Origin of the sequence: Achromobacter spanius, assembly GCF_039673305.1 — a bacterium.
Taxonomy (GTDB): Bacteria; Pseudomonadota; Gammaproteobacteria; order Burkholderiales; family Burkholderiaceae_B; genus Achromobacter; species Achromobacter spanius_F.
Genome location: NZ_JBDJLJ010000049.1, coordinates 1 through 13,517, shown reverse-complemented (window position 1 = coordinate 13,517; position 13,517 = coordinate 1). Strand labels below are relative to the sequence as shown.

12 protein-coding genes are annotated in these 13,517 nt (G+C 65.6%); 9 read left to right on the top strand and 3 right to left on the bottom strand.

Annotation, left to right across the window (positions count from 1 at the left end):
* Positions 1 to 11 precede the first annotated feature (11 nt).
* Both ABE485_RS25000 and ABE485_RS24995 read right to left on the bottom strand, forming a co-directional pair.
* On the bottom strand, positions 12 to 1,079 hold the full coding sequence (locus ABE485_RS25000; RefSeq protein WP_346517938.1) for a tartrate dehydrogenase: 1,068 nt from the start codon (positions 1,077 to 1,079) through the stop codon (positions 12 to 14).
* Between the two features lie 121 nt (positions 1,080 to 1,200).
* The gene (locus tag ABE485_RS24995) at positions 1,201 to 2,721 is read right to left on the bottom strand and encodes a helicase HerA-like C-terminal domain-containing protein (RefSeq protein ID WP_346517937.1); all 1,521 of its coding nucleotides are present in this window, start codon (positions 2,719 to 2,721) and stop codon (positions 1,201 to 1,203) included.
* Between the two features lie 161 nt (positions 2,722 to 2,882).
* On the opposite strand from ABE485_RS24995, the gene ABE485_RS24990 reads away from it, so the two are divergent.
* The 7 genes from ABE485_RS24990 (at position 2,883) to ABE485_RS24960 (ending at position 8,186) form a co-directional block, all read left to right on the top strand.
* On the top strand, positions 2,883 to 3,614 hold the full coding sequence (locus ABE485_RS24990; RefSeq protein WP_346517936.1) for a YebC/PmpR family DNA-binding transcriptional regulator: 732 nt from the start codon (positions 2,883 to 2,885) through the stop codon (positions 3,612 to 3,614).
* Between the two features lie 140 nt (positions 3,615 to 3,754).
* Entirely contained in the window at positions 3,755 to 5,062 is a 1,308-nt protein-coding gene (gene purD / locus ABE485_RS24985; protein WP_346517935.1) for a phosphoribosylamine--glycine ligase, read from the top strand.
* Positions 5,063 to 5,074: 12 nt separating this feature from the next.
* On the top strand, positions 5,075 to 5,986 hold the full coding sequence (gene hemF, locus ABE485_RS24980) for an oxygen-dependent coproporphyrinogen oxidase (RefSeq protein WP_346517934.1): 912 nt from the start codon (positions 5,075 to 5,077) through the stop codon (positions 5,984 to 5,986).
* Complete coding sequence (nadD, locus tag ABE485_RS24975) at positions 5,983 to 6,570, top strand: nicotinate (nicotinamide) nucleotide adenylyltransferase (protein WP_346517933.1); 588 nt, start codon at positions 5,983 to 5,985, stop codon at positions 6,568 to 6,570. The genes hemF and nadD overlap by 4 nt, the downstream gene beginning before the upstream one ends.
* A 74-nt stretch (positions 6,571 to 6,644) precedes the next feature.
* Positions 6,645 to 7,049 (top strand): ribosome silencing factor, encoded by a 405-nt coding sequence (rsfS, locus tag ABE485_RS24970; RefSeq protein WP_346517932.1) that lies wholly within the window; start codon positions 6,645 to 6,647, stop codon positions 7,047 to 7,049.
* Between the two features lie 7 nt (positions 7,050 to 7,056).
* On the top strand, positions 7,057 to 7,527 hold the full coding sequence (rlmH, locus tag ABE485_RS24965) for a 23S rRNA (pseudouridine(1915)-N(3))-methyltransferase RlmH (RefSeq protein ID WP_346517931.1): 471 nt from the start codon (positions 7,057 to 7,059) through the stop codon (positions 7,525 to 7,527).
* 32 nt (positions 7,528 to 7,559) lie between these two features.
* Positions 7,560 to 8,186 carry a Maf family protein gene (locus ABE485_RS24960; protein WP_346517930.1) on the top strand — a complete coding sequence of 209 codons (627 nt, stop codon included), beginning with the start codon at positions 7,560 to 7,562 and terminating at the stop codon, positions 8,184 to 8,186.
* 76 nt (positions 8,187 to 8,262) lie between these two features.
* On the opposite strand, the gene ABE485_RS24955 is transcribed toward ABE485_RS24960, so the two are convergent.
* A complete protein-coding gene (locus ABE485_RS24955) occupies positions 8,263 to 9,603 on the bottom strand; it encodes a dicarboxylate/amino acid:cation symporter (protein WP_346517929.1) in 1,341 nt (446 codons plus the stop codon).
* A 294-nt stretch (positions 9,604 to 9,897) separates the two neighbouring features.
* Here ABE485_RS24955 and ABE485_RS24950 point away from each other — a divergent pair, with 294 nt between their 5' ends.
* On the top strand, positions 9,898 to 11,847 hold the full coding sequence (locus ABE485_RS24950) for a sensor histidine kinase (RefSeq protein ID WP_346517928.1): 1,950 nt from the start codon (positions 9,898 to 9,900) through the stop codon (positions 11,845 to 11,847).
* Complete coding sequence (locus ABE485_RS24945) at positions 11,831 to 13,258, top strand: sigma-54-dependent transcriptional regulator (RefSeq protein ID WP_346517927.1); 1,428 nt, start codon at positions 11,831 to 11,833, stop codon at positions 13,256 to 13,258. The genes ABE485_RS24950 and ABE485_RS24945 overlap by 17 nt, the downstream gene beginning before the upstream one ends.
* The last annotated feature ends 259 nt before the right edge of the window (positions 13,259 to 13,517 follow it).

The window sequence follows — 13,517 nt, the reverse complement described above, 5'->3', positions numbered from 1 at the left end:
GCCCGAAGCTCTTAACCGCCTCGAACCAGCGACGCGATCGCGTTGCCGACATCGACGGTGGAAGCGTTGCCTTTCATATCCCGCGTCCGCGGCCCATCGGCCAGCACGGTTTCGATCGCCTTCACGACGGCGGCCGACGCATCGGGATACCCCAAGAAATCAAGCATCAGCGCCCCGCTCCAGATCTGACCGATCGGGTTGGCGATGCCCTTGCCATAAATATCCGGCGCCGACCCATGAACCGGCTCGAAGAGCGACGGGAACTTGCGCTCGGGATTCAGGTTGGCCGACGGGGCGATGCCGATCGTGCCCGTGCATGCCGGCCCGAGGTCGGACAGAATGTCGCCGAACAGATTGGAGGCCACCACCACGTCGAACCAGTCGGGGTGCTGCACGAAATGCGCGCACAGGATGTCGATGTGATATTTGTCCCAGCGCACGTCCGGATAGTTCCCGGCCATTTCCGCCACGCGCTCGTCCCACCAAGGCATCGAAATGGAGATGCCATTGGACTTGGTCGCCGCGGTCAGGTGCTTGCCGCGCTTTTGCGCCAGTTCAAATGCGAACTTCAGCACGCGCTCGGCGCCGACGCGGGTGAACACGCTTTCCTGGATGACGACCTCGCGCTCGGTGCCTTCGAACAGGCGGCCGCCGCTGTTGGAGTATTCGCCTTCGGTGTTCTCGCGCACGATGAAGAAATCGATCTCGCCTGGCTTGCGGTCGGCCAGCGGCGACGGCACGCCCGGCATCAGGCGCACCGGGCGCAGATTGATGTACTGATCGAATTCACGGCGGAACTTGAAGAGCGAGCCCCACAGCGCCTCGTGATCGGGCACCGTGGCAGGCCAGCCGATCGAACCGAAAAATATCGCTTCATGCTGGCCGATCTGCTCTTTCCAGTCGTCCGGCATCATCTTGCCGTGCTTGGCGTAATAGTCGCAGCTCCAGTCGAAATGATCCCACTGAAAATCGATGCCGAAGCGAGCCGCCACGGCGTCCAGCACTTTCAACCCTTCGGGCACGACCTCTTTGCCGATCCCGTCTCCCGGAAGCACTGCAATCCTGTGTTTCTTAGCCACCACTTTTTCCTTTGGTTTTCAATGATTGACCGCCCGAAATCATAGGCATAAAAGATGGCAACACAACACCCCCGTTACAAAACGGAAAGGGTATCCATGCGCCGATTCCCGCTGATGAGGCTCAGCGGCGACCTTTCGATCCCAGCAGCGACCCCAGTATTCCGCGCGTGAGTTCACGCGCGATGGAGCGGGCGGAGCTCTTGGCCATGGTCTGCACCACGCCATCGCGCTTGCCGCCCCGCGGCCCCGTCGATCCGAACAGCACGTCCTTCAGGCTGTCCATCAGTCCGCCGCCCGATTCTTCGGCTTGCGGCTGTCCGGGCCTTGCGGCCCCCGCCTTGGCGTCCGCACGGTCCGCCGGGACGGCGGCGCGGCCAGCCAGGATTTCGTAGGCCGACTCGCGGTCCACCGCCTTGTCGTATTTGGCCGCCAGCGGATTGCCCTGGCGCAGCGCCTGCCGTTCGGCGTCCGTCGCCGGACCGATCCGGCTGGCGGGCGGCACGATGTACGCGCGCTCGGTTGGCATGGGCCTGCCCTTGGCGTCCAGCAGCGACACCAGCGCCTCGCCCACCCCGAGTTCGGTGATGGCGGCTTCGATATCCAGTCCCGGATTGGGGCGCATGGTCTGGGCGGCCGTCTTGACGGCTTTCTGGTCCCGCGGCGTAAATGCCCGCAGGGCGTGCTGGACACGATTGCCCAACTGGCCCAGCACGGTGTCGGGGATATCCAGCGGATTCTGCGTCACGAAGTAAACGCCCACCCCCTTGGAACGGACCAGGCGCACCACCTGCTCGATCTTGGTCAGCAGCGCCGGCGGCGCATCATTGAACAGCAGGTGGGCTTCGTCGAAGAAAAACACCAGCTTGGGCTGGTCCATGTCGCCCACCTCGGGCAATTTTTCGTACAGGTCGGCCAGCAGCCAGAGCAGGAAGATGGCGTACAGGCGCGGCGCCTGCATCAGCTTGTCGGCAGCCAGCACGTTGACCAAGCCCCTGCCCTGGGCATCCGTGCGCATCAGGTCGGCAACGTCCAGCATCGGCTCGCCAAAGAACTTCTCGGCGCCCTGCGACTCCAGCGCCAGCAGGCCCCGCTGGATGGCGCCGACGCTGGCCGACGACACATTGCCGTAGCGCGTCTTCAGTTCCGCCGAGCGGTCCGCCACGTTCTGGAGCATGGCGCGCAGGTCTTTCAGGTCCAGCAGCAGTTGGCCTTCGTCGTCGGCCACCTTGAAAACCAGGGTCAGGACCCCTTCCTGGGTGTCGTTCAATTCCAGGATGCGGGACAGGAGCAGCGGCCCCATGTCCGTGATGGTGGCCCGCACCGGCAGGCCCTGGTCTCCGTAGACGTCCCACAGCGTGACCGGGCTGGCGCCCCACGCGGGTTCGGACAGCCCCAGGCTCTTCAGACGCTCCTGAAGCTTCGGGGTGGGCACCCCAGCCTGCGAAATGCCGGTCAGGTCGCCCTTGACGTCCGCCATGAACACCGGCGTGCCGATGCGGGAAAAGGATTCGGCCAGCACCTGCAGCGTGACCGTCTTGCCCGTGCCCGTCGCGCCCGTGATGCAACCGTGCCGATTGGCCAAGGCCGGCAGCAGCGCCAGCTCGGTCTGCGCGTTCTTGGCGATGACGATGGGGTTAGGCATGAGCGGCTCCGGACCTTGGCGAATCAAAGGGATGCCCAAGTGTAGAGCCTGCCGCCCGGCTTGTGCGCGTGGCGATATGGACACAGGCGGCCCTTGCGCCGGACGCGGGGCCGCCGGCACGGTAAAATGCCGTCTTTGCAGACACTTTATCCTGGGAAGCCATGGCCGGACACAGCAAATGGGCCAATATTCAGCACCGCAAAGGGCGCCAAGACGCCAAGCGCGGAAAGCTCTGGACCAAGATCATTCGTGAAATCACCGTCGCGGCTCGCGCCGGCGGCCCCGACCCGGACAGCAACCCGCGCCTGCGCATGGCCTGGGACAAGGCGACCGACGCCAACATGCCCAAGGACAACATCCAGCGCGCCATCCAGCGCGGCGCCGGCGGCGCCGACGGCGACGCCTACGAGGAAGTCCGCTACGAAGGCTACGGCATCGGCGGCGCGGCGGTCATCGTCGACTGCATGACCGACAACCGCACCCGCACCGTGGCTGAAGTCCGCCACGCCTTCGCCAAGAATGGCGGCAACCTGGGCCAGGAAGGCTCCGTGGCCTTCATGTTCAAGCATTGCGGCCAGTTCGTGTTCGCCCCCGGCACGCCCGAGGAACAGGTCATGGAAGCCGCGCTCGAGGCCGGCGCCGAAGACGTCGCCACCGACGAAGAAGGCGTGATCGAAGTGGTCTGCGCGCCGGCCGACTACGCCGCCGTGCGCAAGGCCTTCGACGACGCCGGCCTGAAGGCCGAGGTCGACGGCATCGTCATGAAGGCGCTGAACGAAACCGAACTCGCCGGCGAAGACGCCATCAAGATGCAAAAACTGCTCGACGCCCTGGAAGGCCTGGACGACGTGCAGGAAGTCTATACCACCGTCATTTTCGACGAATCGCAGTAAATCCTCCTTCCTGGCTCGCAAGCGGCGCACCCGATTGCGCCAGGGAGTAAGCCGGATCCGGCCGTATCGGATCCGTTGCCTTTTCCACGGGCTAGGTCCTCATCGGGCCCTAGACTGGCAACCACTCAGACTCACGCAACATGAAACTCCTGGTAATTGGCTCGGGCGGCCGCGAACATGCCCTCGCCTGGCGGCTGGCCCGCTCCCCGCGCGTACACAAGGTGTACGTCGCTCCGGGCAACGGCGGCACGCAACGGGCCGAGCAGATGGAGAACATCCCGCTCACCAATGCCGAGGAACTGGCCGATTTCGTCCAGCGCGAGGGTATCGCCCTGACGGTCGTCGGTCCGGAAGCGCCGCTTGCGGCCGGGGTGGTCGACGTGTTCCGAGCCCGGGGCCTGAAGATCTTCGGCCCGACCAAGGCCGCCGCGCAACTTGAAAGCTCGAAGGACTACGCCAAGGCCTTCATGGTCAGGCACAACATCCCGACCGCGCGCTACGAGACCTTCACCGACCCGGCCAAGGCCCACGCCTACATCGACCAGGAAGGCGCGCCCATCGTGATCAAGGCCGACGGCCTGGCGGCCGGCAAGGGCGTCGTGGTCGCCGCCACCCTGGATGAAGCGCACGCCGCGGTGGACGCGATGCTGGGCGACGGTTCCATGGGCGAAGCCGGCGCGCGCGTCGTCATCGAGGAATGCCTGGTGGGCGAGGAAGCCAGCTTCATCGTCATGTGCGATGGCCGCAACGTGCTGGCCCTGGCCACCAGCCAGGACCACAAGCGCCTGCAGGACGGCGACCGCGGCCCCAATACGGGCGGCATGGGCGCGTACTCCCCCGCCCCCATCGTCACGCCGGAACTGCACCACCGCATCATGCGCGAAATCATCCTGCCGACCGTGCAGGGCATGACGCGCGACGGCATTCCCTACACGGGTTTCCTTTACGCCGGCCTCATGATCGCCCCGGGCGACGACCCCGACCGCGAAATCAAGACCCTGGAATTCAACTGCCGCATGGGCGACCCCGAAACCCAGCCCATCATGATGCGCGTCAAGAGCGATCTGCTCGACGCCCTTGAGCATGCGGTGGACGGCACGCTGGACCAGGCCGACATCGTCTGGGACCGCCGCACCGCCCTGGGCGCCGTGCTGGCCGCGCACAACTACCCGAACGCGCCGCGCACCGGCGACGTCATCCGCGGCCTGCCGGCCGACGCCGAGGACTGCATGGTGTTCCACGCGGCCACCAGGCTCGATGGCGACGAAACCAAGACCACCGGCGGACGCGTGCTGTGCGTCACGGCCCTGGGCGACTCCGTCAAGATGGCGCGCGACCGTGTCTACGAAGCCATCGACGGCATCCACTTCGACGGCCGCCAATACCGCACCGACATCGGCTGGCGCGCGCTCAAGCCGTCGCAGCAGAAGCCCAAGTCCAACGCGTAACCGGAACCGCCGATGAAAGCACTGCCCGTCTCCGCCGTCAGAGACTACCTGACCGGCCTGCAAGCCCGCATCGTCGGCGCGCTTGAGGACGCCGAAGGCGGCCCCTTCCGCGCCGATGAATGGGTGCGGCCCGAAGGCGGCGGCGGGCTGTCGCGCCTGCTCGAAGGCGGCAAGCTGTTCGAGCGCGCCGGCGTGCTGTTCAGCCACGTCCAGGGAACCAAACTGCCGCCCTCGGCCAGCGCGCACCGCCCGGAGCTTGCCGGCAGATCCTGGGAAGCCATGGGCGTGTCGATGGTGCTGCATCCGCGCAATCCCTACGTGCCCACCACCCACATGAATGTGCGCATGTTCGTCGCGGCGGCCAGGCCCGGCCACGACGAAGCCGACGTTTTCTGGTTCGGCGGCGGCATCGACCTGACCCCCTACTATCCGTTCGAGGAAGACGCCCGCCATTTCCACGCGGTGTGCCGCGATGCGCTGGCGCCCCACGGCGCCGACTACTACCCCCGGTACAAGCGCTGGTGCGACGAATACTTCTTCCTGAAGCATCGCAATGAAACCCGCGGCATCGGCGGCGTCTTCTTCGACGACCTGAACGCGCCGGGTTTTGACGCCTCATTCGCCCTGACCCGTTCCGTCGGCGATGCGTTCCTGGACAGCTACCTGCCCATCGTCGAGAAGCGGCGCGGCATCGCCTACACCGAGCGCGAGCGCGACTTCCAGGCCTACCGCCGCGGCCGCTACGTCGAATTCAACCTGGTCTTCGATCGCGGCACGCTGTTCGGACTGCAATCCGGCGGACGCACCGAATCGATCCTGCTTTCGATGCCGCCGCTTGCGCAATGGCGCTACGACTGGCAGCCGCAGGCCGGCACGCCCGAGGCCGAACTGGCCGCCTACCTGAAACCGCGGGACTGGGTTTGAAACGAATCGGGCTCCTGGGCGGCAGTTTCGACCCCGTCCACGTCGCGCACATCGCGCTGGCAGAGAACGCCCTGCAGGCGCTGGGTCTTGCTCAGGTCCAGCTCATCCCGGCCGCCAATCCCTGGCAACGGGCCGCGCTGCACGCGTCGGGCGACGCCCGCCTGGCGATGCTGCAACTGGCCATCGCAGGGCACCCCGGACTGGTGGTCAATCCCATCGAAATCAAGCGCGGCGGCGCCACCTACACCATCGACACCCTGCGCGCCCTGCCCCAGGACGCCCGCTATGTCTGGCTGCTGGGCGCCGACCAGCTGGCCAACTTCTGCACCTGGCGCGACTGGCGCGACATCTCCCGGCTGGTCGACCTGGCCGTGGCGACGCGCCCCGGGACGGCGCTCAGCGCGCCGCCGGAACTGGCGCACTGGCTTGCCAGCCTGGGACATGAGCTTTACGAGCTTCCCTTTGCCCCCATGCCGGTGTCGGCTTCCGACATCCGCCGGCGCCTGGCGCAGGGCGAGCCCACCGACGGGCTCCTCGACGCACCCGTCGCCGCGTATATTGCGGCGCACCATCTTTACCGATAAACCCACACCCGCGGGGCGCTGAAAGCGCCACCGGGCCAGCCTCCGCTGCCCTTGCGCGGGTTATATTTGCAGCTATGGATATACAGAAACTCCAACGCGCCGTCATCGATGCCCTCGAAGACGTCAAGGCGCAAGACATCAAGGTCTTCAACACCACGCACCTGACCAGCCTGTTCGACCGCGTCGTGATTGCAAGCGCCACCTCCAACCGCCAGACCCGCGCCCTCGCTTCCAGCGTGGCGGACCGCGGCCGGGCAATGTCCCTCACGGGCATCACCATCGAAGGCGAAGACACGGGCGAATGGGTTGTCGTCGATCTGGGCGACGTCGTCGTGCACATCATGCAGCCCGCCATCCGCCAGTACTACAACCTGGAAGAGATTTGGGGCGGCAAGCCGGTGCGCGTCAAGCTCCTGCCCGAATCCACCCGCCCCGCGCCGGTCGCCAGCGACGGCGACTACGACAGCGCCGAGGATTGAGCGCGTCGTGAAACTGATTGTCGTAGCGGTGGGCACGCGGATGCCGGACTGGGTTCAAATCGCCTGGGACGACTATGCCAAGCGCCTGCCGGCCGACTGCGCGCTGGAACTGCGCGAAATCAAGCCGGAACCCCGCACCACGGGCAAGACGCCCGCCCAGATGATGGCCGCCGAAGCCAAACGCATCGAAGCCGCCTTGCCGTCGAATGCACTGCGACTGGCGCTGGACGAACGCGGCCGCGACCTCACCACCATGGCGCTGTCGCAAAAGCTCGAGCAGTGGCGCGCGGGCGGCCAGGACGTCGCATTCCTCGTCGGCGGGCCGGACGGCCTGGATCCGGACCTGAAAGCCTCCGCCAGCGGCCAGTTGCGGCTATCGTCGCTGACGTTGCCGCACCCCATGGTGCGGGTGGTGCTGGCCGAGCAGCTCTACCGCGCCTGGGCCATCATGACCAACCATCCCTATCATCGCGCCTGACCGTGGACGGCCCGGCGCCCGCCCCGTTCCGCATGACCCACACCGCCGATACCCACGCTTCTCCCGCACGCCTCTATCTTGCCTCGGCCAGCCCGCGGCGCCGTGAACTGCTGACGCAGATCGGCCTGGCGCACGAGGTCCTGCTCGTACCCGCGCCTCCCGGCGAGGACGAACCCCAGCATCCCGGCGAAAGTGCCGCCGATTATGTGCTGCGCACGGCGCGAGACAAGGCATTGCGCGGACGCGACTGGATCCGCTCGCAAGCCTTGGAGCGGCTCCCCCTGCTGGCTGCCGACACGACCGTCATTCTTGACAGCGATGTCCTGGGCAAACCCGCCGACCGGGAAGACGCGATCCGCATCCTGCGCGCCCTCTCCGGCTCTATGCACGAAGTGCGCACCGCCGTCGCCGTCTGGACGGGCGACCGGCTGCTGGAAGCTGTCTCCGTCACCGAAGTCCGGATGCGCAATCTCGGCGCGGAAGAAATCGCGCGCTATTGCGACAGCGGCGAACCCTTCGGCAAGGCCGGCGCCTATGGCATCCAGGGCCTGGCGGGCACCTTCATTTCGCACATCGCCGGCAGCTACACAGGGGTGATGGGCCTGCCCCTGTTTGAAACCGCCAACCTGCTGCGCATGGCTGGCATCCAGGTGCCCTGACCGAGGCGCGTTTCCCACGAAAAAATCCCCCGGGCCTTGCGGCGCCGGGGGATTTTTTTATCGTTTTGCCTGGCGGTCAGCCTTGCCGCGCCGGCTCGCTCAGCGCAACGTGCGGCTGCGCAGCGGCGGGAGTGCCAGCGCCTTCCAGGGCCGCATGCAGCTGCTCCTGATCCAGTTCGCCTTCCCAACGCGCCACGACGACGGTCGCGGTCGCATTGCCGACCAGGTTGGTCAGCGCGCGGCATTCCGACATGAAGCGGTCCACGCCCAGGATCAGCGCCATGCCCGCAACCGGCACCGAGGGCACTACCGACAGCGTGGCCGCCAGCGTGATGAAGCCGGCGCCGGTCACGCCTGCGGCACCCTTGGAACTGAGCATTGCCACCAGCAGCAGCAGGATCTGGTCACCCAGCGACAGCGGGATGTCGCAGGCCTGCGCGATGAACAGCGCGGCCATCGTCATGTAGATGTTCGTGCCGTCCAGATTGAACGAGTAGCCGGTGGGCACCACCAGGCCGACGACCGATTTCGAGCACCCCGCGCGCTCCATCTTCTGCATCAGCGTGGGCAACGCGGCTTCGGACGAGCTGGTGCCCAGCACCAGCAGCAATTCCTCGCGGATGTAGCGAACCAGTTTCAGGATAGAGAAGCCGTTGTAGCGGGCCACCAGGCCCAGGACCACCACGACGAACAGCACGGACGTCGCGTAGAACGTGCCCACCAGCATCGCCAGGTTGATGACGGACTTGATGCCGTACTTGCCGATGGTGAAGGCCATCGCGCCAAAGGCGCCGATGGGCGCGGCTTTCATCAGGATCGCGACCATCTTGAAGATGGGCTGCGCCAGCGCGGTCATGAAATTGAGGATCGGCTTGCCGCGTTCGCCCACCATGGCCAGCGAGATGCCGAACAGCACCGCCACGAACAGCACCTGGAGGATATCGCCGCCCACGAACGGACTGAAGATGGTCGTGGGGATCACGTTCATCAGGAAGCCGGTGATGGTGGAATCATGCGCCTTGGCGACATAGCCGGACACGGCTTTCTGGTCCAGGGAGTGGGGGTCGATGTGCATGCCCGCGCCCGGCTGGACGATATGGCTGACGATCATGCCCACGATCAGGGCCAGCGTCGAGAAGACCAGGAAGTACAGCATGGCCTTGCCGGCCACGCGTCCCACCTTCTTCAGGTCGCTCATCGCGGCGATGCCCGTAGCCACGGTCAGGAAGATGACCGGTGCGATGATCATCTTGACCAGCTTGATGAAGGCGTCGCCCAACGGTTGCATCTGCTGGCCCAATTCAGGCTTGAATGCGCCCAGCAGCACGCCCACCACGATGGCGAAAATCACCTGCACGTACAGGATTTGATAGAACTTGAGCTTGCGCGCAGGCGCGCTGTGATCCACTTCGATCATTGGGATTGTCCCCACCAGGGCCCCTTGCTCCGCACAGCCTTGGCGAGGCGGGCGACGGGGCGTTATCTGTTTTATGGCCTGGCGGTCTGCCGCCGGCCGATTTCACCGCGGGGACGATGCCGCGCAGCTTGTCCTTGTATATGCAATCGGCATGCCAAGGCTGAGCGCGCCGTTGAATCCTAAGTAAGCAGTTGATATATATGAATTTTCCCTCCCCGCCAAAGAATCTGATCCACCGAATCCGGCGAAATTTCGCACAAAAACCGGATAAAATGTGCGGAAAACCGCACATTCATGAACAGCCCCATTTCGCCGTCACCTGATCCAACTCCCACGCCATTGTCCGGCCGGACCTGGCCGTGGCGCGTCGTCATGGTGCTCCTGGTGGTCGCCATCGTGGCCGGCACCCTGCATGCCGCCACGCTATGGGCTCGCGATCGCGCGATCACGGAAGCCACCGTGCAGGCGCGCGGCAGCGGGCAGATCAACGCGGCCCTCCTGCGCAACAACCTGGACAAGTTCAGGGCATTGCCTTTCGTGCTGACTCAGGACGTTGACCTTCGCGCCGCGCTGCAGGGGGCCAGCGCCGCGCAGATCGAATCGCTGGATGAGAAGCTCGAGGCGCTGAGCCGCGGCGTAGGCGCCTCGGCCATCTACGTGCTGGACAAAAAAGGCCTCGCGATCGCCGCCAGCAATTGGCGCGAGCCCGCCACCTTCGTCGGCGTCGATTATGAATTCCGCCCCTATTTCCAGGGGTCGGTCAGCCATGGCGCGGCGGAACATTTCGCCCTGGGCACGATCAGCCATGAAGCCGGGTTGTATCTGGCGCGCCGCGTGGACGGCACTGACGGCGCCATGCTGGGCGTGGTGGTGCTGAAAGTGGATTTCCGCGATCTGGAAGCCGACTGGCGGCAGTCCAATGCCGCCATCTTCGTGACCGACGAACACGGGGTGGTGCTCCTGGGCAACATCCCCGACTGGCGTTTCCAGGTGCTGGCGCCATTGCCTGACGACCTGGCGCAAACCTTGCGCACCAGCCTGCAGTTCGGCGACGCGCGTTTCCAGCTGCTGCCTGTCACCCCTCCCCTGCGCCCCGCCAGCAACGGCCAGCTCGTACGCGCGGACCAGGCGCTGCCGCGGGCTGCGGCCGGCGCCCCGCTTCTGCACACCACACTGCCGGTCATCGAATCGCCCGGCTGGACGCTGCACCAACTGTCGCCCGTACAGGCGGCCATGAACCAGGCGACGGCCAACGCCCAGCTTGGCGCGCTGTTGGCGCAGAGCGTGCTTGCCGCAGTGGTCGGCGTCGTGCTGTATCGCCGCCATCGCAATCACGAACGCGCGGCCCAGCAGACGGCGGTCCGCCAACAACTCGCGGCACTGGTCGATGAGCGCACCGCGCAACTGCGCGATGTGAACGCCAAGCTGCTCGACGAAATGGACGAACGCCAGCGGGCCGAATCCCAGCTGCACACCATGAAGGATGAATTGGTTCAGGCAAGCAAGCTGGCTTTGCTCGGCCAGGTTGCGGCGGGCGTTGCACACGAGGTCAATCAGCCCGTGGCTGCCATACGCGCCTACGCGGACAACGCGGCCGAATTCCTGCGGCGCCACGACGCCGCCTCGACACAAGAAAACCTGGGCGCGATCGCAAACCTGACCGAACGCATCGGCCACATCACCGGCGAACTGCGCGCCTTCTCACGCAAGGCAGGCGCCACGGTGGGTCCGACGGACCTGATGGAAGCGCTGGCGGGCGCGCTGCTGCTGGTCGGGCCCCGTGCACGCCGCCAGGGCGTCGTCCTGCAGAGCCCGCCCCAGAACCAGAATTGCCTCGTAGAGGCCAATCGTGTCCGGCTGGAACAGGTGCTGGTCAATCTGCTGCAGAACGGGCTGGAGGCGCTGGATGGTCTTCCGGACGGCCGCATCTCCGTGGCTCTGCAGGACCTGGGAGCAACCGTGCAGCTGCAGGTGCACGACAACGGCCCGGGGCTGTCCGACGAAGCCCGCGCCCGTCTCTTTACGCCTTTTCACACGACCAAGCCGGACGGCCTGGGGCTCGGCCTGGTGATCAGCCGCGACATCGTCACGGAATTCGGCGGCGAACTGCGCGCCGTCCGTCCTTCCGATCCCGCCGCATCCTCCCCGCATACGCCCGGAAGAGGCGCCATATTCATCCTGACCCTGCGCAAAGCGCCGGATCAGACCCACAATTCGAGCGATCCCCATGCCTCGCGCTATTGAATCCAGCACGCCCGCGCCGCCAGATACCGACGACGGCCTGCGACGCACCCTCGTGCCGCACGTCGTGTTCATCGATGACGACGACGAGGTGCGCCGCGCCGCCATTCAGACCCTCAAGCTCCACGGCCTGTCGGTCCAGGCCTACGCAGGCGCGCGTGCTGCGCTTGCGGCACTGGACCGGGACTTCGATGGCGTCGTCGTCACCGACATCCGCATGCCCGACATGGACGGCCTGGAACTCTTCCAGCGCCTGCGTGACATCGATTCCGACATCCCGGTCATTCTCATTACCGGCCACGGCGACATCGCGATGGCAGTGCAATGCATGCGCGACGGCGCCTACGACTTCCTGTCGAAGCCCTATCCAGGCGACAGGCTGATCGCCGCGATCACGCACGCCGCCGAAAAGCGCCGCCTGGTGCTTGAAAACCGCCGCCTGCGCGAAGCCGCATTTGCCATCGACGCCGACGAGGTCCCCTTCATCGGCGCCACGCCCGCCATGCAACGCATCAAGCAGACGCTGCGCCACATCGCGGACGCCGATGTCGACGTGCTGGTGGAAGGTGAAACCGGAACCGGCAAGGAAGTCGTGGCCACCGCGCTGCACCGCCTCAGCCGGCGGCGGAATCGTCCGCTGGTTGCAATCAACTGTGGCGCCTTGCCCGAGAGCGTCATAGAAAGCGAACTTTTCGGACATGAGCCCGGCGCCTTCACGGGTGCGCAAAAGAAACGCATCGGACGCATCGAGCACGCCAGCGGCGGCACCCTGTTCCTGGACGAAATCGAAAGCATGCCCCTGGCAGTGCAAGTCAAACTGCTACGGGTGCTCGAATCGCGCCAGATCACGCCTCTGGGCAGCAATGAGGTGCGCAACCTGGACCTGCGCGTCGTCGCGGCCACCAAGGAAGATCTTGGCAGTCCGGCCGTGCGCGCAAAGTTTCGCGAAGACCTCTTCTACCGCCTGAACGTCGTCACGATCCGCATTCCGCCATTGCGTGAGCGCCGCGAAGACATCCCACTGCTATTCGCCCACTATCTTGGCCATGCATCAAGGCGCTTCCAGCGCGACATCCCCGAGATGCCCGCCTCCATCCGCCACCATCTCATGACGCATGACTGGCCTGGCAACGTGCGCGAACTCGCCCACTTTGCCGAGCGCGTCGTGCTCGGCGTGCTCAATGCCCCAGTGCCGGATCCGGCCCCTCCCCAAGGAAGCCCCCTGAGCCTGCCGGCGCGCATCGAACATTTCGAGGCACAGCTGATACGCGACGCCTTGGCTGCACATCAAGGGGACGTCAAAGCGACGCTGGAAGCCCTGGGCATTCCTCGTAAAACCTTCTACGACAAACTGCAGCGCCACGGCATCGATCGCCAGCAGTACGTGGGCACGCCAGGGTCAGGTTCGTTCTGATCGACGCGGCCGAGGGTGGCCGGCCGCCCTGGACAGATCGGATCAGGAAAAGGTTATCCCGGCCGGACTGGCTTTTCGGAAGGCACAAAAAACCCCTCGCGGCGCCAGCCGCGAGGGGTTTTCTGTATTCGGATTTGAACCTGCCGCACATTATCGGCGCCGCAAAGACAAAACCCCGCAGGGGATACCTGCGGGGTTTTGCGGAATAAAAGCCTGACGATGACCTACTTTCACAGACGTCCGTCCACTATCATCGGCG

Coding starts and splice junctions, on each gene's coding strand:
- hemF (WP_346517934.1), top strand. CDS start 5,075: ATGAAAGCACTGCCCGTCTCCGCCGTCAGAGACTACCTGACCGGCCTG.
- rsfS (WP_346517932.1), top strand. CDS start 6,645: ATGGATATACAGAAACTCCAACGCGCCGTCATCGATGCCCTCGAAGAC.
- ABE485_RS24955 (WP_346517929.1), bottom strand. CDS start 9,603: ATGATCGAAGTGGATCACAGCGCGCCTGCGCGCAAGCTCAAGTTCTAT.
- ABE485_RS24995 (WP_346517937.1), bottom strand. CDS start 2,721: ATGCCTAACCCCATCGTCATCGCCAAGAACGCGCAGACCGAGCTGGCG.
- ABE485_RS24960 (WP_346517930.1), top strand. CDS start 7,560: ATGACCCACACCGCCGATACCCACGCTTCTCCCGCACGCCTCTATCTT.
- ABE485_RS24950 (WP_346517928.1), top strand. CDS start 9,898: ATGAACAGCCCCATTTCGCCGTCACCTGATCCAACTCCCACGCCATTG.
- ABE485_RS24945 (WP_346517927.1), top strand. CDS start 11,831: ATGCCTCGCGCTATTGAATCCAGCACGCCCGCGCCGCCAGATACCGAC.
- ABE485_RS24990 (WP_346517936.1), top strand. CDS start 2,883: ATGGCCGGACACAGCAAATGGGCCAATATTCAGCACCGCAAAGGGCGC.
- purD (WP_346517935.1), top strand. CDS start 3,755: ATGAAACTCCTGGTAATTGGCTCGGGCGGCCGCGAACATGCCCTCGCC.